The sequence below is a fragment of the Streptomyces sp. NPDC040410 genome (assembly GCF_055595715.1).
Window position 1 is genome coordinate 293,054 of record NZ_JBVIVK010000003.1, and the last position, 21,657, is coordinate 314,710.

Below are 21,657 nucleotides of genomic sequence, written 5' to 3' on the forward strand. Positions count from 1 at the left end.
CGCACGACAGCGGGTTCGCGCCCAACGGCCGCCTCGCGCACGACAGCGGGTTCGCGCCCAACGGCCGCCTCGCGCACGACAGCGGGTTCGCGCCCAACGGCCGCCTCGCGCACGACAGCGGGTTCGCGCCCAACGGCCAGCTCGCGCACGACAGCGGCTTCGCGCACGACAGCGGGTTCGGGTTCCCCGGCGACGCCCCTGGGCGCCGGCAGTGGCGTCGGCTGCCCGCCGGGCTGCGGGCGCCGTTCGAGGCGCGCAGCTGGCGCGAGTTCGGGTACGTGCTGCTCAGTCTGCCGGTGAGCATTCTGCTGTTCACGTACGCCGTCACGACGGTCTCGCTCGGTGTAGGTCTGCTGGTGACGTTCCTCGGGATACCGGTGCTGGCGGCCGCGCTGGCCGGGTGCCGGGGTTTCGGGGCGCTGGAGCGGGCCCGGGCGCGCTCGCTGCTGGGTCTGGAGGTGGCCGACCCGGAGCCGCTGCGGGTTCGGAAGAGCGGCGTGATGGCCTGGATGGGGGCGGTCCTCAAGAGCGGCACGTCATGGCGGAACCTGCTGTACGCCGTGGTGCGGTTCCCGTGGGCGGTGGTCTCCTTCGCCGTCGCCGTGGCCTTCTGGGCATACGGGTGGGCGCTGCTGACGTATCCGCTGTGGTGCTGGCTCTTCCCGATGTACGGCGGGCAGGGCGGACTGCAGCTGTACGGCGACGACCAGCACCGGATCTACCTCGACAACCCCTTCGAGATCACCGTGACCGCGCTGGTGGGGCTGCTGTTCACGCTGGCCTCGCCGTGGATCGTGCGCGCGCTGACGATGGTGGACCGGCTGCTGGTTAACGGGCTGCTCGGGCCGACGCGGCTGTCGGCGCGCGTGGTGGAGCTGGAGTCGGACCGGGGGGTCGTGGTCGACACGGCCGCCGCCGACCTGCGGCGCATCGAGCGCGATCTGCACGACGGGGCGCAGGCCCGGCTGGTCAACCTGGCGATGGATCTGGGGCTGGCGAAGGAGAAGCTGGCGGAGGATCCGCAGGCGGCGGCACGGATGGTGGACGAGGCGCACGGCGAGGTGAAGACGGCGCTGCAGGAGCTGCGGGACCTGGCCCGCGGGATCCATCCGGCGGTGCTGACGGACCGGGGTCTGGACGCGGCACTGTCTGCCGTGGCGTCGCGGTGCACGGTGCCGGTGCGGGTCGAGGTGGACCTGGCCGAGCGGCCGGCGGCGGCGATCGAGGGGATCGCGTACTTCACGGTGTCGGAGTTGCTGCAGAACATCAGCAAGCACTCTCGGGCGACGTGGGCGGCGGTGGATGTGTGGCGGGTCGAGGACCGGTTGATGCTGCAGGTCGTGGACGACGGCGTGGGCGGCGCGGATGCATCCGGCGGGTCGGGGCTGGCGGGGCTGGCCGGACGGCTGGATGCGGTGGACGGGATTCTGGTGGTGGACTCGCCGGTCGGGGGGCCGACGAGGGTGACCGCGGAGTTGCCCTGGCGGGGGTGAGTCGCCCCGCGGGGCGAGCGGCTCGGCTGGGCGGTGGGGCTTCGCACCGCTGCCTTACCCGTCCGTTCCCATCCGTTTCCCATCCGTTTCCCCTCCGTTCCTGGGGGCTGGGCCCCCAGACCACATTCGGCCTGCCTGAACCGCCTCGTCCTCGAACGCCTGACGGGCCGGGTGAGCCTATTCGCGGGGCACGTGCGCACAGGCATCCGAATGCTGGAATGCTGGAGTGCTGGAGTGCTGGACAGTGTCGTGCGGGCGGGCTGCGGGGGGCCGAGAGTCGTGGAGGACAGGGTGCGGGTGGTCATCGCCGAGGATTCAGTGCTGCTCAGGGAGGGCCTGACCCGGCTGCTGACCGACCGTGGGCATGAGGTCGTCGCCGGTGTCGGTGACGGGGACGCGCTGGTCAAGACGATCACGGAGCTCGACGGGCAGGGCGAGCTGCCGGACGTCGTGGTCGCCGACGTACGGATGCCGCCGACGCACACCGACGAGGGGGTGCGGGCCGCGGTGCGGTTGCGCAAGGCGCATCCCGGTCTCGGGGTGCTCGTGCTGTCGCAGTACGTGGAGGAGCGCTACGCCACCGAACTGCTGGCGGGTTCCAGCCGCGGTGTCGGCTATCTGCTCAAGGACCGGGTAGCCGAGGTACGTGAGTTCGTGGACGCGGTCGTGCGGGTCGCCCAGGGGGGTACGGCCCTCGACCCGGAGGTGGTCGCGCAGCTGCTCGGGCGCAGCCGCAGGCAGGACGTGCTCGCGGGACTCACCCCGAGGGAGCGGGAGGTCCTGGGGCTGATGGCCGAGGGGCGGACCAACTCCGCGATCGCCCGTCAGCTGGTCGTGAGCGACGGCGCCGTCGAGAAGCACGTCAGCAACATCTTCCTGAAGCTCGGGCTGTCCCCGAGCGACGGGGACCACCGGCGTGTTCTGGCCGTGCTGACCTATCTGAACTCCTGAGACGACTGCATGTCCGCCGCGAGCCCGGAGTCCGGACATCCGACGGGAGCCCCACGGACATCCGACGGGAGCCCCAGAACCGGACGACGGCCCCGGAGCGTCTTCAATGACGCGCCGGGGGAGGGTAAATCGTGACAAGTCAGGGCGCCCGGCCATCTCAAAAGCATGTCCATCATGCGAATCACCCAGGGAAGGCGGTCCTCACGGTCGTAGGGTTGATCCTGGGAAGGGGCCTGCGGGAAGGCCGCTTCCAGACAGCCGCCTCTAGGGAGGTCCAGTTCAGTGACCAGCCAGGTCAGTAGCCCAGCGGAGCAGGCAGACGGAACCGTCGTAGGAGAGCAGCGCAAGGAGGCCGGCGCGAAGGACGTCCGCCGCCTCGACCGGGTGATCATTCGTTTTGCCGGCGACTCGGGTGACGGCATGCAGCTCACCGGTGACCGCTTCACCTCGGAGACGGCGTCCTTCGGCAACGACCTGTCCACGCTGCCGAACTTCCCGGCCGAGATCCGGGCCCCCGCAGGCACTCTGCCGGGCGTGTCCTCCTTCCAGCTGCACTTCGCCGACCACGACATCCTCACTCCGGGTGATGCGCCGAATGTGCTGGTCGCCATGAACCCCGCTGCCCTGAAGGCGAACATCGCCGATCTGCCGCGCGGCGCGGAGATCATCGTCAACACGGACGAGTTCACCAAACGGGCGATGCAGAAGGTGGGGTACGCGGCCTCGCCGCTGGAGGACGGCTCCCTCGACGGTTACCACCTCCACCCGGTCCCCCTGACCAGTCTGACCGTCGAGGCCCTCAAGGAATTCGACCTCACCCGCAAAGAGGCCGAGCGCAGCAAGAACATGTTCGCGCTCGGTCTCTTGTCGTGGATGTACCACCGGCCGACCGAGGGCACCGAGACGTTCCTGAAGACCAAGTTCGCCAAGAAGCCCGACATCGCGGCCGCCAACATCGCCGCGTTCCGTGCGGGCTGGAACTTCGGCGAGACGACGGAGGACTTCGCGGTCTCCTACGAGATCGCCCCGGCGACGAAGGCCTTCCCGGTCGGCACCTACCGCAACATCTCCGGGAACCTCGCCCTGTCCTACGGGCTGGTCGCCGCGTCCCGGCAGGCGGACCTGCCGCTGTTCCTGGGCTCGTACCCGATCACTCCGGCCTCGGACATCCTGCACGAGCTGAGCAAGCACAAGAACTTCGGTGTGCGCACCTTCCAGGCCGAGGACGAGATCGCGGGCATCGGCGCGGCGCTGGGCGCGGCCTTCGGCGGCTCGCTGGGCGTGACGACGACGTCCGGGCCGGGCGTGTCCCTGAAGTCGGAGACCATCAGTCTCGCCGTTTCCCTCGAGCTGCCGCTGCTGATCATCGACATCCAGCGCGGCGGCCCGTCCACCGGACTGCCGACCAAGACCGAGCAGGCGGACCTGCTGCAGGCGATGTACGGCCGCAACGGCGAGGCCCCGCTCCCGGTGATCGCCCCTCGCACCCCGGCCGACTGCTTCGACGCCGCCCTCGAAGCCACCCGTATCGCGCTGACGTACCGCACGCCGGTGATGCTGCTCTCCGACGGCTATCTGGCCAACGGCTCGGAGCCCTGGCGCATCCCTGAGATCGACGAGCTCCCGGACCTGCGGGTGCAGTTCGCGCAGGGCCCGAACCACACTCTCGGGGACGGCACCGAGGTCTTCTGGCCGTACAAGCGTGATCCGCAGACGCTCGCCCGCCCGTGGGCGATCCCGGGCACGCCGGGTCTGGAGCACCGCATCGGCGGCATCGAGAAGGAGGACGGCACGGGCAACATCTCGTACGCCCCCGCCAACCACGACTTCATGGTCCGCACCCGGCAGGCCAAGATCGACGGCATCGACGTCCCGGACCTCGCGGTCGACGACCCGGACGGGGCCACGATCCTGGTCCTGGGCTGGGGCTCGACGTACGGACCCATCACGGCGGCGGTACGGCGGCTGCGCACGGCCGGGGAGTCGATCGCACAGGCCCATCTGCGCCACCTCAACCCGTTCCCGAAGAACCTCGGCACCGTTCTGAAGCGCTACGACAAGGTGGTGATCCCCGAGATGAACCTCGGTCAGCTCGCCACCCTCGTCCGGGCGAAGTACCTGGTCGACGCCCACTCGTACAACCAGGTCAACGGCATGCCGTTCAAGGCCCAACAGCTCGCCACGGCTCTCAAGGAGGCCATCGATGGCTGAGACGTCCGCAGAAGGCGCGGGCACGATCGAGGCGCTCACTCTGGTGCCCAAGGCCGAAGCCAGACAGTCCATGAAGGACTTCAAGACCGACCAGGAAGTGCGCTGGTGCCCCGGCTGCGGCGACTACGCGATCCTCGCCGCGGTGCAGGGCTTCATGCCGGAGCTGGGCCTGGCGAAGGAGAACATCGTCTTCGTCTCCGGCATCGGCTGCTCGTCACGCTTCCCGTACTACATGAACACGTACGGCATGCACTCCATCCACGGGCGTGCGCCCGCGATCGCGACGGGGCTGGCCTCCAGCCGGCGCGACCTGAGCGTGTGGGTGGTCACCGGGGACGGTGACGCGCTGTCCATCGGCGGCAACCACCTGATCCACGCCCTGCGCCGCAACGTCAACCTCAAGATCCTGCTGTTCAACAACCGGATCTACGGTCTGACCAAGGGCCAGTACTCGCCCACCTCAGAAGTCGGCAAGATCACCAAGTCGACGCCGATGGGATCGCTGGACGCGCCCTTCAACCCGGTGTCGCTGGCGATCGGCGCGGAGGCGTCGTTCGTGGCGCGGACGATCGACTCCGACCGCAAGCACCTGACGGAGGTGCTGCGGCAGGCCGCCGCCCATCCGGGCACCGCGCTGATCGAGATCTACCAGAACTGCAACATCTTCAACGACGGTGCCTTCGAGGTGCTGAAGGACAAGCAGCAGGCAGGGGAGGCGCTGATCCGGCTGGAGCACGGGCAGCCGATCCGCTTCGGGGCGGACGGCTCCCGCGGCGTCGTACGGGATCAGGCCACCGGCGACCTGAAGGTGGTCACGGTGACTGGGGAGAACGAGGCCCAGGTCCTGGTCCACGACGCCCACGCGGCCTCGCCGACCCAGGCGTTCGCCCTCTCCCGGCTGGCCGACCCGGACAACCTGCACCACACGCCGATCGGCGTCCTGCGCTCCGTGGAGCGGCCGGTCTACGACACGCAGATGGCCGACCAGCTCGACACCGCGATCGAGGAGAAGGGCAAGGGCGATCTCGCGGCGCTGCTGGCGGGCGGGGACACGTGGACGGTCGTGGGCTGACCTGCCGCTGACGTCCGTGGGCCCGGTGCGGTCGCGCACCCGGGCCCTCGGCGTCGTGTGACCGACGTGAGTGGGTGCCCGGCGAGCGCCGTCGGCATTCGTTCAGCCGGCCCGGAGCGTATGCGTCATGCCTGCTCGGAGCCCCCCTTCCGGGTGTCGTACACCTCCCGCGCCTTCTGCACCTCCGTCATCCGCTCCTGGGTCCACATCGCCAGCCCGCGCACCTGCTCGGCCGCCTCGCGGCCCAGGCCGGTCAGGGAGTAGTCGACCCTCGGCGGGATCACCGGCTTGGCGTCGCGGTGGACGAGGCCGTCTCGCTCCAGGGTCTGGAGGGTCTGGGTCAGCATCTTCTCGCTGACCCGGCCGATGGCCCGGCGCAGTTCGCTGAAGCGGTAGGGGCGCTCCAGGAGTTCGATCAGGACCAGGACTCCCCACCGGGAGGTCACGTGCTCCAGGACCAGGCGGTAGGGGCACATCGCCTCGCCGGTGTCGTACTTGTTCACTGCCTTGGTACTTACGGCCATGCCAGTACCTTACTTCAAAGTGGGTACTTTCGAAGAGTTAGCGCTCCTCCTAGGGTTAGTGCAGACGCACCCCCACGAGGAGTTCTGAATCATGAGCATCGTTGTCACCGGCGCCACCGGAAACCTCGGCCGCCACGTGGTCGAGCAGCTGCTGGAGAAGGTTCCGGCCGGCCAGATCACCGCCGTCGTACGCAGCGAGGAGAAGGCCGCCGACTTCGCGGCCCGCGGGGTGAAGCTCGCGGTCGCCGACTACAACGCACCCGAGTCCTTCGACGGCCTCTTCGCCGCCGGCGACAAGGTGCTGCTGATCTCCGGCAACGAGTTCGACAAGGGCCGCGTCGGCCAGCACAAGGTCGTCCTCGACGCCGCCAAGGCCGCCGGTGTGGCGCTGCTCGCCTACACCAGCGCCCCCGGAACGCTCACGGCCGCGCTCGCCGACGACCACAAGGGCACCGAGGAAGCCCTGCTGACCTCCGGCGTCCCGTACGCGCTGCTGCGCAACGGCTGGTACAACGAGAACTACACCGAGAACCTCGCCCCGGTCCTCGAGTACCAGGCGGTCGTCCAGGCAGCCGGTGAGGGCAAGGTCGCCTCCGCCGCGCGTGCCGACTACGCGGCCGCGGCCGTCGCGGTGCTGACCGGCGAAGGCCACGAGAACAAGACGTACGAGCTGGGCGGCGACACCGCCTGGACCTTCGCCGCGTACGCGGCCGAGCTCAGCAGGCAGACCGGCAAGGAGATCGCCTACAACGCGGTCTCCGTCGAGGCCTTCACCGGGATCCTGGCCGGCGCCGGGCTGCCCGCACCCCTCCCCGCGATCCTGGCGGGCGTCGACGCGTCCATCGAGAAGGGCGAGCTGGGTGTCGTCACCGGCGACCTGTCCCGGCTGACCGGCCGCCCGACCACGCCGATCGCGGAGTCGATCGCGGCCGCACTCAAAGGCTGATCACCGCTGATCACCCCCGCACAGGCACCCACCCTCGCCTGTCATGACCGTATGGCGATACAGGCATGACAGGCGAGGGTCCTCGGCGTTACCTTCGTGCTTGCTGCACCGGAGCAGCGAGGCGAGTGAGGAGGACCCGTGACCGGGAAGTCGAAGGGTGAGCGGCACACAGGTCTGCTGAACGGGTTCGCGGCGTACGGGATGTGGGGCCTCGTCCCCCTCTTCTGGCCCCTCCTCAAGCCCGCCGGAGCGGTGGAGATCCTCGCCCACCGGATGGTGTGGTCCCTCGTGTTCGTCGCGGTGGCGCTGGTCTTCGTGCGGCGCTGGGCCTGGGCCGGTGAGCTGCTGCGGCAGCCGCGCAGGCTCGGACTGGTCGCCCTGGGCGCGGCCGTCATCACCCTGAACTGGGGCGTCTACATCTGGGCCGTGAACTCCGGCCATGTGGTCGAGGCCTCGCTCGGCTACTTCATCAACCCCCTGGTCACCATCGCGATGGGCGTGCTGATCCTGAAGGAGCGGCTGCGGCCCGTGCAGTGGGCGGCGGTCGGCGTCGGCTTCGCCGCCGTCCTGGTGCTGGCCATCGGATACGGGCAGCCGCCGTGGATCTCCCTCACCCTCGCCTTCTCGTTCGCCACGTACGGCCTGGTGAAGAAGAAGGTCAACCTCGGCGGCATCGAGTCGCTGACTGCCGAGACCGCGATCCAGTTCCTGCCCGCTCTCGGCTATCTGCTGTGGCTCACCGCAAACGAGGACTCCACGTTCACGAGTGAGGGCCCGGGCCATGCCGCGCTGCTCGCCGCGACCGGTGTCGTGACCGCGCTCCCCCTCGTCTGCTTCGGCGCGGCCGCGATCCGCGTGCCCCTGTCCACGCTGGGGCTGCTGCAGTACCTGACGCCGGTCTTCCAGTTCCTGCTCGGTGTCCTCTACTTCCACGAGGCCATGCCGGCCGAGCGGTGGGCCGGGTTCGCGCTGGTGTGGCTGGCACTGACGCTGCTCACGGCCGACGCGTGGCGCACCGCGCGCCGGACCAGCAGGGTGGGCCCGTCCCGCGTCGGCAGGCCCAGTCCTGATCCTGTGGACGCCTGATCCTGGGGCTCCCTCCCCCCAGACCCCCGTTCGGCCGGAACGGCCTCGTCCTCAGCGCCGAACGGGCTGGGCGGTCTTCCCTCACGACGAGTTCCAGCCCTGCCGGAGGCCCCGGGCCGCTATAAGTGGCGCATGACGCAGACCCCCGCATCCGCACCCGCCCCCGTGCACTGGAAGCTCGTCGTCGACTCCGCCGACCCACATGCGCAGGCCGACTTCTGGGCCGCCGCGCTCCGCTACGAGGCCGAGGACAACAGCGCCCTCGTCGAACGGCTGCTGGACCTCGGTGCGCTGTCCGGCGCGGCCACCGTCGAGTTCCACGGTCGGGCGGCCTTCCGGGACCTGATCGCCGTACGGCATCCCGAGGACCCCTATGACGAGGACAGTGGGACCGGGCTCGGGCGGCGGCTGCTGTTCCAGCGGGTGCCGGAGCCCAAGACCGTCAAGAACCGTCTCCATCTCGATCTTCACCCGGGCGAGGGGCGGCGCGAGGAGGAGGTCGAGCGGCTGCTGGCGCTGGGGGCGAATGTGCTGCGGCGCGTGAAGGAGCCTGCCGGGGAGTGGGTGGTCATGACGGACCCGGAGGGCAACGAGTTCTGCGTGCACTAGTGCCGCGGAACCCGCCCGGCTTCCCGGCCCCTCGTTTCCGGTATGCGAACAACCTGTCCAGATAGCGCTCTTGACGGAGAGTCAGTTTCGGCTTCACCATCCTGGCACCCCATTCACTGTGGAATCCCCGTGATTCCCAAGGAATTCGGAGCCCCCACATGAAGCTCTCCGTTTCCGGGCGTGCCACCGCTGCCGGTGCCGTCGCGGCCGTCACCCTGCTGGCCGGCGGATCCATAGCCGGCGCGGCGCCCGCGCCCGAGTCCGCGGTGGCCGCCGCGCCCGACCTGCCCGTCGCCAACATCAAGGCGCACCTGACCCAGCTGCAGTCCATAGCCACTGCCAACGGCGGCAACCGGGCACACGGCCGCGCCGGCTACAAGGCCTCCCTCGACCATGTGAAGGCCAAGCTGGACGCGGCCGGGTTCACCACCACGGTCCAGCAGTTCACGTCCTCCGGCCGCACCGGCTACAACCTGATCGCCGACTGGCCCGGCGGCGACACCAACCAGGTGATCATGACGGGCTCCCACCTCGACAGCGTCACCGCCGGGCCCGGAATCAACGACAACGGGTCCGGCTCGGCGGCCATCCTGGAGACCGCGCTCGCGGTGTCCCGGGCCGGCTACCAGCCCGCCAAGCACCTGAGATTCGCCTGGTGGGGCGCGGAGGAGCTGGGCATGGTCGGCTCCCGCCACTACGTCAGGAACCTCTCGCCGGCGAACCGCGCGAAGATCAGCGGCTATCTGAACTTCGACATGATCGGCTCGCCGAACCCCGGCTACTTCGTCTACGACGACGACCCCGCGATCGAGAAGACGTTCAAGGACTACTTCACCGGCCTCGGCATCGCCACCGAGCCGGAGACCGAGGGCGACGGCCGCTCCGACCACGCGCCCTTCAAGAACGTGGGCATCCCCGTCGGAGGTCTGTTCAGCGGTGCCGACTACGTCAAGACGGCGGCGCAGGCGGCGAAATGGGGCGGTACCGCGGGGCGGGCCTTCGACCGCTGCTATCACTCGTCCTGCGACACCACGTCCAACATCAACGACACGGCGCTGGACCGGAACGGCGACGCCATCGCCCACGCGGTGTGGCAGCTGTCGTCGTAGCCGGCGTCCGCGTCAGCTCCCCGCGGACTCCGCTTTGCGGGCGCGTTCGGCCAGGCGGGTCATGCGCGCCCGGGCCGACTCCAGCTGCTCGATGTCGTCGACGGCCGGGCCCTCCTCCGCGGTGAGCTCGCTCCACAGGGCGATCAGGTCCACGCCCAGGTCCAGGCCCTGCACCGGGTTGCGCACGGCCCGCCAGGCGGTGGCCGCGCTCTGGACGTTGCCGTACGCCGCCTCCGCGTCCCGCTCGCGGCGGTGGATGCGGGCGAGGTCGAGGGAGAGGTGGAAGGAGCGGACCGGGTCACCGGTCAAGTAGGCGATGTAGGCGCTGAGTTCGCGCAGCCGGAGCACTTCGGCATGCTCCGGCCCCAGCGTTCCCGACGCCTCTGTCACGGTCCGCTCCGCCAAATCCGCTGCCGCGTCGATCCGGCCCGACTTGACGGCCTCGTTGATCCGCGCGACCGGCTCCGCGAGGAGCGGCGGCGCGGCGCCCTCGCCGGCGGCCAACGGCTCGTCCCCGAGCACGGCTTCGGCAACGGCGTCGAATCCCCTGGCGGGGGTGGGCTTGGGGTCGGGGTCGAGGGCCCGGTCCGGGCGAGGCGCGGGGGCAGGGTTGTGGTTGGCGGCCGGGGCCGGGGCCGGAGTGGGCTCCGGGATCGGCTGCGGGGCGGGGGGCCAGTCCTGGTGGCGGGCCGGGGCGGAGGGGGGTGCCTGGTACGGGGCCGGTGCGGGGGTGCCCCCCTCTCCCCGTGCGGGCGCGGTCGGCGGTGTGGGCCAGGCGTCGGTTCGGGAAGCCGGGTTTGCGTCCATCACCGGTGGCGGGCCGAACGCCCCCGTCGGTGACGCGACCGTGCCGGGTGCCGCGGCCTCGGCCGGCTCCGGGACGGCTCGCAGCGGAAACGTGGGGGCCGCCTCAGCGAACGCCCGTGACTCCTCCGCCCGGGTGCCTCTGTCCGAGAACCCCCGCGGCTCTTCCGCCTCCCTCGGCGGAAACGTGGGGGTGGCGTCCCGTACCGGCTCGGGGACCGGGCGCATGACACGCGTGGGCTTGTCGCGCTCTGCCCGCTGGGGCACGTCCTCCGGCTCCCCCGGCGGGGCCACCCGTACGGGCTCGGCGGCGAACTCGCTCGAACCGTCCGGATTCACCCGGAGGGGTACGACGTAGCCGAGCCGTTCGTCGTGGACCGTGGCGAGGACGGGCCGGCCGGTGGCGAGCGCGACGCGGTGGAGGTGGGTCAGGACGGCGTGCTGGATCTCCTCGCCGGCGGCCGCGACGACCGGTACGCCGCCCACCGACGCGCCGTCCGCGCCCGGGCCGGCGGCGGTGACGCGGACGTCGATCGGTGCCGCTTCGGCAGCGGCCGGGCGTACGGCGCGCGGGTGTTCCCGCTTCGTGTCGCGGCTGAGTCGAGACATCGGTTCCCTCACTCGGATGCGTCGGGGAGTCGCCGTACAGCGCGCTCGGTTTCCATGGTGCTCCCTCCCGCCGCCGGGTGCGTGCTCCCTCAGCGTCAAGATCGGTTCGTACGACTACTGTTGAGTCTCGCCGCTCGCCCGCGATTCTCACGTCACCGTGGCGTCACAGGCTCGTTCCAGGAACTCACGCCTTGTCACGGGGCGAGGCGCTGCGGCGGGCATCGCGGAGGGAGGAGCGCGCGGCATGCGGACGGAAGGCCGGCCGGGTCCGGAGATCTGGATCCGCGGGCCGGTGGACGCGGGAACGGCGGGGCCGGAGACAGTGGGGCCGGAAGGCGCCCCCGGTCACGCCGCGGCACGGCGGTACTCCTGGGTCGGCACCCATGGCGGCGCAGGTGTCTCCACCCTCGCCGCCGTCTACGGCGGTCACGACTGCGGCCGCGACTGGCCCGGTCCCGATGCCCCGCACTCGGTGCTGCTCGTCGCCCGCACGCACGCCGCCGGACTGGTGGCGGCCCTGCGCGCCGTGGAGGTGTTCCGGCGGGGGGACGCCCCGGCCGGGCTCGACCTGGACGCCGTCGTGCTCGTCGCGGACGCGCCGGGGCGGCTGCCGCGGCCGCTGGCACAGGCCCTCAGGGGGATCGAGTCGGTGATCGACGTGTATCGCGTGCCCTGGGTGCCCGCTTGGCGCCTGGGTGACGTGGGCGGCGAGCCACCCCGGGGGACCGGGCCGCTGGCCCGTCTCACGGGGACGGCCGTGCGGCGCCGCTGAACCCGGCCAGTCCCGTCCGGGCACACCCTGGACAATTAATTGCGTGAGCATATAATGCACATGCCTTTAAATTCCGCGCCGACCATCCGGGAGACCCCATGACCCGCCGCTTCCTGTTCGTCCTGGGCAGCAGCCGTACCGAAGGCAACACAGAACTGCTCGCGCGCAGGGCCGCCGAGCAGCTGCCCCCGGACGTCGAGCAGCAGTGGATCGCCCTCGCCGAGCATCCGCTGCCCGACTTCGTGGACCAGCGGCACGCAAGCGACCACGTGCGCCCCACGGACGGCGCCGCGGCCCTGCTGCTCGACGCCACTCTCGCGGCGACGGACATCGTGATCGCGTCGCCGCTGTACTGGTACTCGGTGTCCGCGCACACCAAGCGCTACCTCGACCACTGGTCGGGCTGGCTGCGCATCCCCGGTGTCGGCTTCAAGGCCACGATGGCCGGGCGCACGCTCTGGGGTGTCACCGCGCTCGCGGACGAGGAGCGGACGGTCGCCGACCCGCTGATCGGCACCCTCAACAACTCGGCCGCGTACCTCGGTATGCGCTTCGGCGGAGTCCTGCTCGGCAACGGCAGCAAGGCCGGCGACGTACTGAAGGACACCGAGGCCCTCGCCCGGGCGAAGACGTTCTTCGCGCAGGACGCACCGCTCGCCCGCTTCCCCCACGAGGCCGCCTGAACCGGGCCCTGTCGTCATATTCCCGCCTGGCCCGCGACGCGAGCCAGTGCCGCGCCGGCTGACGCGGCACTAGGTCGTCACGTCCTTCGCCGTGAAGCGTGCCCAGGCCGCCGAGCCGAAGACCGCGGCGTACAGGGCCTGGAGGCCGAGGTTCTTCACCAGGTCGTCCCAGTAGACGGGGTCGCGCATGAGGTCGGCGAAGGACAGCCAGTAGTGGGAGAAGAAGTACGGCTGGATCGCGTGGAGCTGGGGGATCTGGTCGAGGATCTGGACGGTGATCAGCAGGCCCACCGTCGTCGCCATCGCCGCGATGCCGCTGTTCGTCAGGGTGGAGACGAACAGGCCGAGGGCCGCCACGCCGATCAGTGACGCTGCGACGACCAGGGCGATCAGCAGGGCCCGGCCCAGGCCTTCGGCGAAGCCGATCCGTGTGCCGGAGATGGTCGTCAGGTCGCCGAGCGGGAAGAGCAGTGCGCCGACCGTCAGCGCCGAGAGCGCCACCACGAGCGTGGCGACCAGGCAGAAGGCCATGACGGTCGCGTACTTGGTGAGCAGGAGGCGGGTGCGGCCGGCCGGGGCGACCAGGAGGTAGCGCAGGGTGCCCGCGTTCGCCTCGCCGGCGATCGCGTCGCCCGCGACGACGCCGATCGCCATCGGCAGGAAGAAGGGGAGCGTCGCGGCCAGCGCGGTGAAGACCAGGAACAGGCCGTTGTTGGTGATCTGCGAGATGAACGCGGGGCCCTCGCCACCCCCGCCGCCGGCCGACGAGCCGTCGCTCGTCTCGATCTTCACGGCGATCCCGACCAGGATCGGTACCGCGGCCAGCACGCCGAGCAGTGCGAGTGTGCGCCAGCGCCGGAAGGTGGTGGACAGTTCACTGCGCAGCAGTCCGAAGGTCCACAACGGGCTTGGTCTGCGGCGCGCTTCAGGGGCGACTTCAGCCTGCGACATCGAACCCCTCCCCCGTGAGCGCCACGAACGCGTCCTCCAGCGAGGCCCGTTCGACCCCGAAGCCGCGGACGCGGACGCCGGCCGTCACCAGCGCCGTGTTCAGGTCGGCGAGGTCGCGGTCCGGGGGTTCCGCGGTCACCCGGTCGTCCGTGACGACGACGTCCGCGGCGCCCTGTTCCTTCAGCACCCGGGCCGCCTCCCCCGTGTCCGGGGTGGTCACGACCAGCCGGCCGCGGGTTCCCGCCGCGAGGTCCGCCACGGGCCCCTGGGTGATCAGCCGCCCCTGGGCCATCACCGCGGCGTGCGTGCACACCTGCTCGATCTCGTCGAGCAGGTGCGAGGAGAGGAAGACGGTCGTGCCGTCGGAGGCCAGCTCCCGGATTAGGGCGCGGATTTCGCGCATGCCCTGCGGGTCGAGTCCGTTGGTCGGCTCGTCGAGCACGAGGAGCCTGCGCGGCTGCAGCAGCGCGGCCGCGAGGCCCAGGCGCTGCTTCATGCCCAGCGAGTACGCCTTCGCCTTCTTGCCCGCGGCCGCCGCGAGCCCCACCCGGTCCAGCGCGGATGCGACGCGGGCGCGCCGGGTGCGCGGGTCGGAGGTCGGGTCGGCGGCGTCGTACCGCAGGAGGTTCTCGCGGCCGGAGAGGAAGCCGTAGAGAGCCGGTCCCTCGATGAGGGCGCCGACGTGCGGGAGCACCGAGCGTGTGGCGCGGGGCATGGGCCGGCCCAGGAGGCGTGCCGTGCCCGACGTCGGTTCGATCAGGCCCATCAGCAGGCGGATGGTGGTGGTCTTGCCGGATCCGTTCGGACCGAGGAAGCCGAAGACGCTGCCCGCCGGGACGGTCAGGTCGAGACCGTCGACGGCGAGCTGCCCGCCGCGGTAGCGCTTGGTGAGCGCACGGGTGGCGATGACGCTGTCCCCCGCGCCCTCCGTGTCCGGCTCCGTGGCGGACGGTTCGTCCATCGGCTCCCTCGATTCGTCGTACGCGTACGGTGCTTACGTACGTTTCTCACTGCCCGGCGTCGGCCGCCTTCACCAGTGCGTCCTTGGTGACCGCGCCCACGTAGAGCGTGCCGTCGTCCGTGACCAGCGCGTTGATCAGGCGGGTCGAGAAGACCGTGCCCTTGCCGAACTTGCCGCTCACCTGGTCGCCGAACGAGCCGAGGAAGCCGCCGAGGTCTCCGCCGCCGGAAGCGGACGGCATGCCCTCGCCGCCGGTGTCGAAGGTGGCGACGGAGTTCCACCCCTCGCCGATGACCTTCAGACCGTCGAGGCCCTTGGCGAAGTCCTCCTCGTCGGACTTCCGGAAGCCCTCGGGTGCCTTCGTGGCCGCGTCGTCCTCCTCCGTGACCTTCGCGCCCTCGGGCGGCGTGAAGTCGAAGGTGGAGGCGGCCGGCTCGGCGAAGCTGATCCGGGTGAAGCCGGCGTCGATCACGGCCGCGCCGCCGCTCGCCGGGGTCAGCGTGAACTTCAGCGGCAGCCCGGTCTCGGCGTCCACGGCGACGCTGATCGCGCCGACGGTGGAACCGGAGCCCTTCGGCTTGACGACGAGCCGGTACGCGTCCCGGCCGGCGACCTGCGCGGTGCCCTCGACGGTGACGGAGGTGGTGTCGTCGACCGCCTTCAGGGCCTCTTCGGTGAACTCCTTGGGCGTGGCCGGGACGTCCTGCTCGTGCTTCTCGCGCCGGTCCGCGCTGCCGGACGCGGTGGAGTGGTAGACCTCGTTGGACTCGCTGTCGTAGCCCCAGACGTCCTTGCCGTTGTGGATCACGCTGTATTCGGCGGCGTTCTCGAGCAGCGAGAGCTTCTGCTTGTCCGGACCGTCGGCCGAGACGCGCAGGGTGTGCGTGCCGGAGGCGAGCTCCGTCAGTCTGGCGGACGGGTCCGCGGAGGAACCGTCGTCACCGGACCTCGTGGCACCGGACAGCAGGCCGCTCTCCAGGCCGCCGAGGTCGGGCAGTCCCAGATCCGTGCTGATCTTCACGGTGCCGGACAGCCGCTGTACGTCCGACTCGGCGATCTTCTCGATGAGTTGCTGGGCGCTGATCTTCGGCAGGTCGGGGTCGCCGGAGTCGGCGAGCGCCGGGACGAGCCCGATGGTCGCCGCCGCCACCCCCACCACGGTGACCGGGACGATGTACCGCGCCGCCCTGCGCCGCCCGGCGCGGAGGTCCTCGACCTCCCCGGCGCTCGTGCTGTCGTCGGATTCGTACGGTGCCATGTGTGCCTTACCTCCGTCGTCGGCGGCGGCTGTCCGTCTCGTCTCGTCCTCGCACCAAGTCCCACCCTGAGCCGCCATTCTCACCCGAATCGGTGAGGAGTGGTGTTTTCCGTGGTCTCCATCTGACCAAATCGGCGGAGGGGATACGTCAGCCCGCGGGATCAACTCGGCGTACACCTGGGGTATGACGTGAGAGGGCGGCACCTCCCCCGACCCGTAGGGGTCGTACGGGAGAGGGGCCGCCCTCGCCAACTGGTGGCTCAGCGCTGGATGAACACGTAGTCCGCCTGGTAAGGCACTCCGGTGATGGTGCCCGGTGTGCAGGAGCCGGCCGGGGCGACGCCGCCGACGGTGTTCAGCCGCAGGATCTCCGCGGTGCCGGCGAGCAGGCCGTGGTGCTTGCCGGACTGGGTGGCCCTGAGGTCCAGTTCGGGGATGTTCTTGTCGCCGTTCGGGGTCTTGGAGATCAGCGACCCGGTGACCGCGCTGCGATCAGGTGCGATCCACTGCGGGGTACCGGAGTTGGGCTTGACGAAGGAGTGCGCGATGTGGCCGCCGAGCAGGGCGCTGACGTCCCGCTGGGCGAAGGCGTGGCCGCCGCCCTCGGCGGGCTTGCACTCGTAGATCTGCTTGCCCTTGACCACGGACGCCTGGAAGTTGGCCAGGGCGTGCCGGAAGTCGAACGCGGTGGTGACCTTGTGGAGCTGGCCGCGGACGGCGCCGCCCGGGAACTCGGCCGTGTGCAGGTTGGCGTAGAAGGAACCGGGGTCGGACTTCAGCGCGTCGAGCAGGGCCGGGTCCTCGACCTTGACGGTCCCGGTGACGCTGTGGCGCCTGCTGTTCTCCAGCAGCCTGGTGAAGTCGACCTTGACGCCGCCGTTGGTGCCCCTGGCGCCCTGGTGGATGTGGAGCAGGGTCGGCTTTCCCGTGCCCCGCCAGGTCACGGCGACGGACACCCTGTCGCCCTTGACCCTGATGAACTCGAGCGCGGCCCCGTTCTCGTCCCCGACGGCCGGGCCGCCGGCCACGGGCACCTCGTTGGCGCCCCGCAGGCTGGCGGCGAGGATCGTCCCGCCGCTGCCGCCGTGGGTGGTTCCGCTCTGGGTGACGATGCCCTGGCCGGCGTGGCCCGCGTGGTCGACGCGGGTGCCCTCGGCGGCGAAGGCGGGAATCATCGCGGCGGCGACACCGCCGGCGGCGGCCACCGCGACGGCGGCGGCCACGAGGCTCTTACGGCGCTTCGAAGACGTCGTGTTCATGCCCATGATGCTTTTAGCTCCCCGTATGGCAGCTGACGCCCCCTGCGTCAGCTTCTGGGCATGCATACGGAAGCGATCTCAGATTGGACTCAGTCCAGATATGTGACGTGCGCCACACAGGTTGATTCACTCGAGGCCGCGACTAGCCGGCCCGGTGCACCACCGCGTCGCACAGCTCCAGGAGTGCCGCCTTCGCGTCGCACTCCCGCAGCGGGGCCAGGGCCGACCGGGCCTCCTGCGCGTACCGCACGGTGTCCCTGCGGGCCTGCTCCAGCGCCGGATGGGATCGCAGGCCGGCCAGCGCCTCGGCGTGCCGGGCTTCGTCGGACAGGTCGGAGTCGAGCAGCTCGCACAGGGCGATGTCCTCGGCCAGGCCCAGCCGGGCCGCGCGCTCGCGCAGGCGCAGTACCGGCAGCGTCGGGACGCCCTCACGCAGGTCCGTGCCCGGGGTCTTGCCTGATTCGCGGGAGTCGGACGCGATGTCCAGGACGTCGTCCGCGAGCTGGAAGGCGACACCGAGCCTCTCGCCGAACTGCGTCAGCACGTCCACGACCGTCTCGTCGGCGCCCGACATCATCGCGCCGAATCGGCACGACACCGCGACCAGCGAGCCCGTCTTGCCGCCGAGCACGTCGAGGTAGTGGTCGACCGGGTCACGTCCGTCCGTCGGCCCGGCCGTCTCCAGGATCTGCCCGGTCACCAGGCGCTCGAACGCCTCGGCCTGGACACGGACCGCCTCCGGCCCGAGGTCGGCCAGGATGTGCGAGGCACGGGCGAACAGGAAGTCACCCGTCAGGACCGCGACCGAGTTGCCCCAGCGGGTGTTCGCGCTGGCCACCCCGCGCCGGACCTCCGCCTCGTCCATCACGTCGTCGTGGTACAGCGTCGCCAGGTGGGTCAGCTCGACGACGACCGCCGAGGGCACGATCCCCGGCGCGTACGGGTCCCCGAACTGGGCGGCGAGCATCACGAGCAGCGGCCGGAACCGCTTCCCGCCCGCCCGCACGAGGTGCTGGGCGGCCTCAGTGATGAAGGGGACCTCGCTCTTGGTGGCCTCGAACAAACCCTCCTCGACGGCCGCCAATCCGGCCTGGACATCGGCTTCCAGAGCCTGGTCCCGCACGCTCAGCCCGAACGGCCCGACGACGGTCACGAGGGGTCTCCTGTCTGCTGGTGTCTACTGGCGATTACACGGTTTGTCGATAGGTCGCTGCCATCACTCAAGTCAGCGTATCCGGTCACGTTTCGATCACCACGAGCGCCCACCTCCCGCAGTTCCGACTTCGCCCGACCGGGAGTACCCCTGTCAGGCCAGGCGGTACCACATCACGACGGGTATGTTTTCGATCACCTGATATAGACGGACTTCTGTAGATTTGCATGGAAGTAGTGGAACGTGGTGCACATCCGTACGTCCTTCCCTTACGAGACGGCCCATGAGGACCTGCGCATCCCGCTCCCGGACGGGCCCGGGCTCCACGCGCGGGTGTGGCGCCCCCTGACGGGCGAGCCCGTGCCGGCGCTTCTCGAGTACCTCCCGGGCCGGCTGACCGACCGGACCGCGCCCCGCGACCGGCAGCGCCACCCCTGGTACGCCGGGCACGGCTACGCCTGCGTCCGCGTCGACGCCCGCGGGCACGGCAACAGCGAGGGCGTGCCCGCGGACGGGTACACGGGCACGGAGTTCTCCGACGGTGTCGAGGTGGTGAACTGGCTCGCCGCGCAGCCGTGGTGCGACGGCAAGGTGGGCTTGTTCGGCGTGTCCCGGGGCGCCTTCGACTCCCTCCGGATCGCGGCCCTCGCGCCCGAGCCGCTCAAGGCGGTCGTCGCGGTCTGCTCCACGGACGACCGCTATGACAACGACGTGCACTACATGGGAGGTTCCGTCCTCGCGGCCGGCATGCACGCCCGGGCGGCCGGGATGCTCTCCCGCGTGTGCAGGCCGCCCGACCCGCTGTACGCCGGCGAGGCCTGGCGGGACCTGTGGCTCGGGCGCCTGGAATCCGTGGAGCCGTTCCTCCACACCTGGCTGGACCACCAGACCCGGGACGACTACTGGCGCCGGGACAGCGTCCGCGAGGACTACGGGGCGATCCGGGCCGCCGTCCTGGCGGTGGGCGGCTGGCACGACCCCTACCGCGACACGGTGCTCGGGCTCGTCGAACACCTCCCGCCCGACCGCGTCCGCGGCCTGATCGGCCCCTGGCCGCACCAGTACCCCGACCGCGGCCTGCCGCCGGGCCCGGCGATCGGCTTCCTCCAGGAGACCCTGCGCTGGTGGGACCACTGGCTGAAAGGGGCCGACACCGGAGCCATGGCCGAGCCGCTGCTGCGTGCGTACGTCAGCGACTCTCACCCCCCGGCGACCGGGTACGAGACGCTGCCGGGCCGCTGGGTCGGCGAGCAGGCCTGGCCCTCCCCCCACGTCAAGACCGTCACGCACGTCCTCCGGGGCAGCCCGCTGCTCGTCCGCTCCCCGCAGCACACCGGCCTCGACGCCGGCCGTGTCGTACCCATGGGCGACGACGCCGACCTGCCGCCCGACCAGCGGGAGGAGGACGCACGGTCGGTGTGCTTCGAGTTCGAGGTGGGCGAGGAGACCTGGGTGCTGGGGCGGCCGGGGGTGCGGCTGCGGCTGACCTCCGAGGTGCCGGGCGGGCAGGTGATCGCCCGGGTGTGCGACGTGGCTCCCGACGGTGCCTCCACCCTGGTCACCCGGGGTGTGCTGAACCTGTCGGCGCGGCGGGGCCCGGAGCGGGCGGTGCCGTGGACGCCGGGTGCCACCGAGGAGGTCGCCTTCGAGCTGAACGGCGTCGGCCACGCCTTCCCGGCCGGCCACCGCATCCGGCTCGCCGTCTCCTCCGCGTACTGGCCGTGGATCTGGCCCCGGCCGGACTCGGCGGCGGGCTTCACCCTGGACCCTGTGGGCAGCTTCCTCGAACTGCCGGTCCGAGGCCGTGAGTCGGGCGGGACGGTCACGTTCGAGGAGCCGGAGCAGTCAGCACCGCTCGGCGTCAACTCCCCCGCCACACTGGACGAACCGCGCCCGCAGCGGCTCGTGGTGCGTGATGTGGCCAAGGGCGAGTGGCGGGTCGAGGTCGACCCGTGCCGCGACGGCACCCGTATGTACCCCGACGGGCTGGAGAGCACGGAGGAGGCGCTGGAGACGTACACGATCAACGAGCGGGACCCCCTCTCTGCCCGCACCCGCTCGGACTGGTCGATCCGGCTGCACCGTCCCGAGACGGCGTGGGACACGACGGTCCGCACGCGTTCGGAGATCAGGTGCGACGGGGCGGACTTCGTCACGTCCGACGAGGTGGTCTGCACGGACGGCGGCGAGGTGGTCTTCCACCGGACCTGGGAGAAGCGGATCCCACGAACGTCTGGTTGACAATGAGTTGGGCTCATTGCCCGATTTGCCGTTCTTGCGGAAGCCCGTGACTTGCCTCACTTCGCCACGCGAGCCGACTTCACCCTCTCCGGAGACGACTCACCTCTTACCGTGGCGAGTTGATACTTGGCGACCGCAAAGGATCAAGCACCCCAAACACCTCAGATCAAGGTCAATAGGGGCGAGGTGTGAATCCGGTACTTGTTCCGGACATGTGCTCTCGCATACGTTCCCGGCCGTCGGGTGGACGCCGAATCCTGCCGCCGCCCGGCCCGAGACTCATCGACGAACACACTTCGCGCACGGCAGGAGCGGGGGACCCAGGTAAGTCGCCGCACCGGACGCCACAAAGGCGTACCGGGACGGCTGGGGGTGCAGTCGCGTCCGTCAGGGCGCGGCCGGGCAGCTCCCGCCCGAACCCGACAGCTCACCTCGCAGGCGCCGGAGAGGAACTCGCCATGTCCGCAGCCGGTCAGCCCCGCCGCACCAGAACAGCCCGCCTCGCCCGCAAGCTCGCCGTCGCCGGCACCGGAATAGCCGTTCTGGCGCTCCCGCTCATCGGCGCGACCACCGCGTCCGCGGCCACCCCCACCGTGACCACCGCCTCCTCGCTCGGGTACGCCAACAACCTCGACGGCTGGATCCGGGCGTCGCTCCAGGTCATGGCGGAGCACGGGATCCCGGGGACGTACGACGGCATCTACCGCAACATCATCCGCGAGTCCTCGGGCAACCCCTACGCCATCAACCTCTGGGACTCCAACGCGGCCGCGGGCACGCCGTCCAAGGGCCTGCTGCAGGTCATCGACCCGACCTTCCGCGCCTACCACGTCGCCGGCACGTCCTGGGACTCGTACGACCCGGTCGCGAACATCACCGCCGCCTGCAACTACGCGGCCGCGCGCTACGGCTCGATCGACAACGTCTTCGGGGCCTACTAGGCCCGGTCGGCGTCGACTAGGCCC

Annotated in this window: 19 protein-coding genes and 1 riboswitch; of the genes, 12 read left to right on the top strand and 7 right to left on the bottom strand. The window is 70.8% G+C overall.

Annotated elements, in window-relative coordinates:
* Nucleotides 1-221: 221 nt before the first annotated feature.
* From ACZ562_RS08720 to ACZ562_RS08735, 4 genes are all read left to right on the top strand, one after another.
* Nucleotides 222-1,493: a sensor histidine kinase gene (locus tag ACZ562_RS08720; RefSeq protein ID WP_471175676.1), complete on the top strand. Its 1,272-nt coding sequence runs from the start codon at nucleotides 222-224 to the stop codon at nucleotides 1,491-1,493.
* 291 nt (nucleotides 1,494-1,784) lie between these two features.
* The gene (locus tag ACZ562_RS08725) at nucleotides 1,785-2,444 is read left to right on the top strand and encodes a LuxR C-terminal-related transcriptional regulator (RefSeq protein WP_471175678.1); all 660 of its coding nucleotides are present in this window, start codon (nucleotides 1,785-1,787) and stop codon (nucleotides 2,442-2,444) included.
* A 282-nt stretch (nucleotides 2,445-2,726) separates the two neighbouring features.
* Complete coding sequence (locus tag ACZ562_RS08730) at nucleotides 2,727-4,655, top strand: 2-oxoacid:acceptor oxidoreductase subunit alpha (protein WP_471175315.1); 1,929 nt, start codon at nucleotides 2,727-2,729, stop codon at nucleotides 4,653-4,655.
* Nucleotides 4,648-5,727, top strand: a complete 1,080-nt coding sequence (locus ACZ562_RS08735) for a 2-oxoacid:ferredoxin oxidoreductase subunit beta (RefSeq protein ID WP_471175317.1) — start codon at nucleotides 4,648-4,650, stop codon at nucleotides 5,725-5,727. Before ACZ562_RS08730 ends, ACZ562_RS08735 begins: the two co-directional genes overlap by 8 nt.
* Before the next feature lie 125 nt (nucleotides 5,728-5,852).
* On the opposite strand, the gene ACZ562_RS08740 is transcribed toward ACZ562_RS08735, so the two are convergent.
* Nucleotides 5,853-6,251, bottom strand: coding sequence for a winged helix-turn-helix transcriptional regulator (locus tag ACZ562_RS08740; protein ID WP_471175319.1), 399 nt, complete (start codon nucleotides 6,249-6,251; stop codon nucleotides 5,853-5,855).
* Between the two features lie 91 nt (nucleotides 6,252-6,342).
* Between ACZ562_RS08740 and ACZ562_RS08745 the strand changes: the two genes are divergently transcribed.
* The 4 genes from ACZ562_RS08745 (at nucleotide 6,343) to ACZ562_RS08760 (ending at nucleotide 10,001) form a co-directional block, all read left to right on the top strand.
* Nucleotides 6,343-7,197: an SDR family oxidoreductase gene (locus ACZ562_RS08745; protein WP_471175321.1), complete on the top strand. Its 855-nt coding sequence runs from the start codon at nucleotides 6,343-6,345 to the stop codon at nucleotides 7,195-7,197.
* Between the two features lie 138 nt (nucleotides 7,198-7,335).
* On the top strand, nucleotides 7,336-8,283 hold the full coding sequence (gene rarD / locus ACZ562_RS08750; protein WP_471175323.1) for an EamA family transporter RarD: 948 nt from the start codon (nucleotides 7,336-7,338) through the stop codon (nucleotides 8,281-8,283).
* A gap of 132 nt (nucleotides 8,284-8,415) precedes the next feature.
* Complete coding sequence (locus ACZ562_RS08755) at nucleotides 8,416-8,892, top strand: VOC family protein (RefSeq protein ID WP_471175325.1); 477 nt, start codon at nucleotides 8,416-8,418, stop codon at nucleotides 8,890-8,892.
* A 158-nt stretch (nucleotides 8,893-9,050) separates the two neighbouring features.
* Complete coding sequence (locus ACZ562_RS08760; RefSeq protein ID WP_471175327.1) at nucleotides 9,051-10,001, top strand: M28 family metallopeptidase; 951 nt, start codon at nucleotides 9,051-9,053, stop codon at nucleotides 9,999-10,001.
* Nucleotides 10,002-10,013: 12 nt separating this feature from the next.
* Here the strand turns inward: ACZ562_RS08760 and ACZ562_RS08765 are convergent, their stop codons facing one another.
* Nucleotides 10,014-11,414: a tetratricopeptide repeat protein gene (locus ACZ562_RS08765; protein ID WP_471175329.1), complete on the bottom strand. Its 1,401-nt coding sequence runs from the start codon at nucleotides 11,412-11,414 to the stop codon at nucleotides 10,014-10,016.
* A gap of 244 nt (nucleotides 11,415-11,658) precedes the next feature.
* Here ACZ562_RS08765 and ACZ562_RS08770 point away from each other — a divergent pair, with 244 nt between their 5' ends.
* A complete protein-coding gene (locus ACZ562_RS08770; RefSeq protein ID WP_471175331.1) occupies nucleotides 11,659-12,186 on the top strand; it encodes a DUF6668 family protein in 528 nt (175 codons plus the stop codon).
* Nucleotides 12,187-12,284: 98 nt separating this feature from the next.
* The gene (locus ACZ562_RS08775; protein WP_471175333.1) at nucleotides 12,285-12,869 is read left to right on the top strand and encodes a flavodoxin family protein; all 585 of its coding nucleotides are present in this window, start codon (nucleotides 12,285-12,287) and stop codon (nucleotides 12,867-12,869) included.
* Between the two features lie 69 nt (nucleotides 12,870-12,938).
* Here the strand turns inward: ACZ562_RS08775 and ACZ562_RS08780 are convergent, their stop codons facing one another.
* The 5 genes from ACZ562_RS08780 to ACZ562_RS08800 form a co-directional block, all read right to left on the bottom strand.
* Nucleotides 12,939-13,820: an ABC transporter permease gene (locus ACZ562_RS08780; protein WP_471175335.1), complete on the bottom strand. Its 882-nt coding sequence runs from the start codon at nucleotides 13,818-13,820 to the stop codon at nucleotides 12,939-12,941.
* Nucleotides 13,807-14,781: an ABC transporter ATP-binding protein gene (locus tag ACZ562_RS08785; RefSeq protein WP_471175337.1), complete on the bottom strand. Its 975-nt coding sequence runs from the start codon at nucleotides 14,779-14,781 to the stop codon at nucleotides 13,807-13,809. The genes ACZ562_RS08780 and ACZ562_RS08785 overlap by 14 nt, the downstream gene beginning before the upstream one ends.
* Nucleotides 14,782-14,827: 46 nt before the next feature.
* The gene (locus ACZ562_RS08790) at nucleotides 14,828-16,039 is read right to left on the bottom strand and encodes a LolA family protein (protein ID WP_471175339.1); all 1,212 of its coding nucleotides are present in this window, start codon (nucleotides 16,037-16,039) and stop codon (nucleotides 14,828-14,830) included.
* Nucleotides 16,040-16,299: 260 nt separating this feature from the next.
* On the bottom strand, nucleotides 16,300-17,298 hold the full coding sequence (locus ACZ562_RS08795) for a CHRD domain-containing protein (protein ID WP_471175341.1): 999 nt from the start codon (nucleotides 17,296-17,298) through the stop codon (nucleotides 16,300-16,302).
* Nucleotides 17,299-17,440: 142 nt separating this feature from the next.
* Nucleotides 17,441-18,451: a polyprenyl synthetase family protein gene (locus tag ACZ562_RS08800; RefSeq protein WP_471175343.1), complete on the bottom strand. Its 1,011-nt coding sequence runs from the start codon at nucleotides 18,449-18,451 to the stop codon at nucleotides 17,441-17,443.
* Nucleotides 18,452-18,697: 246 nt separating this feature from the next.
* Here ACZ562_RS08800 and ACZ562_RS08805 point away from each other — a divergent pair, with 246 nt between their 5' ends.
* Both ACZ562_RS08805 and ACZ562_RS08810 read left to right on the top strand, forming a co-directional pair.
* On the top strand, nucleotides 18,698-20,692 hold the full coding sequence (locus ACZ562_RS08805) for a CocE/NonD family hydrolase (RefSeq protein ID WP_471175680.1): 1,995 nt from the start codon (nucleotides 18,698-18,700) through the stop codon (nucleotides 20,690-20,692).
* 282 nt (nucleotides 20,693-20,974) lie between these two features.
* Nucleotides 20,975-21,146, top strand: a riboswitch (cyclic di-AMP (ydaO/yuaA leader).
* Nucleotides 21,147-21,150: 4 nt separating this feature from the next.
* Nucleotides 21,151-21,633: a transglycosylase SLT domain-containing protein gene (locus ACZ562_RS08810; RefSeq protein WP_471175345.1), complete on the top strand. Its 483-nt coding sequence runs from the start codon at nucleotides 21,151-21,153 to the stop codon at nucleotides 21,631-21,633.
* The last annotated feature ends 24 nt before the right edge of the window (nucleotides 21,634-21,657 follow it).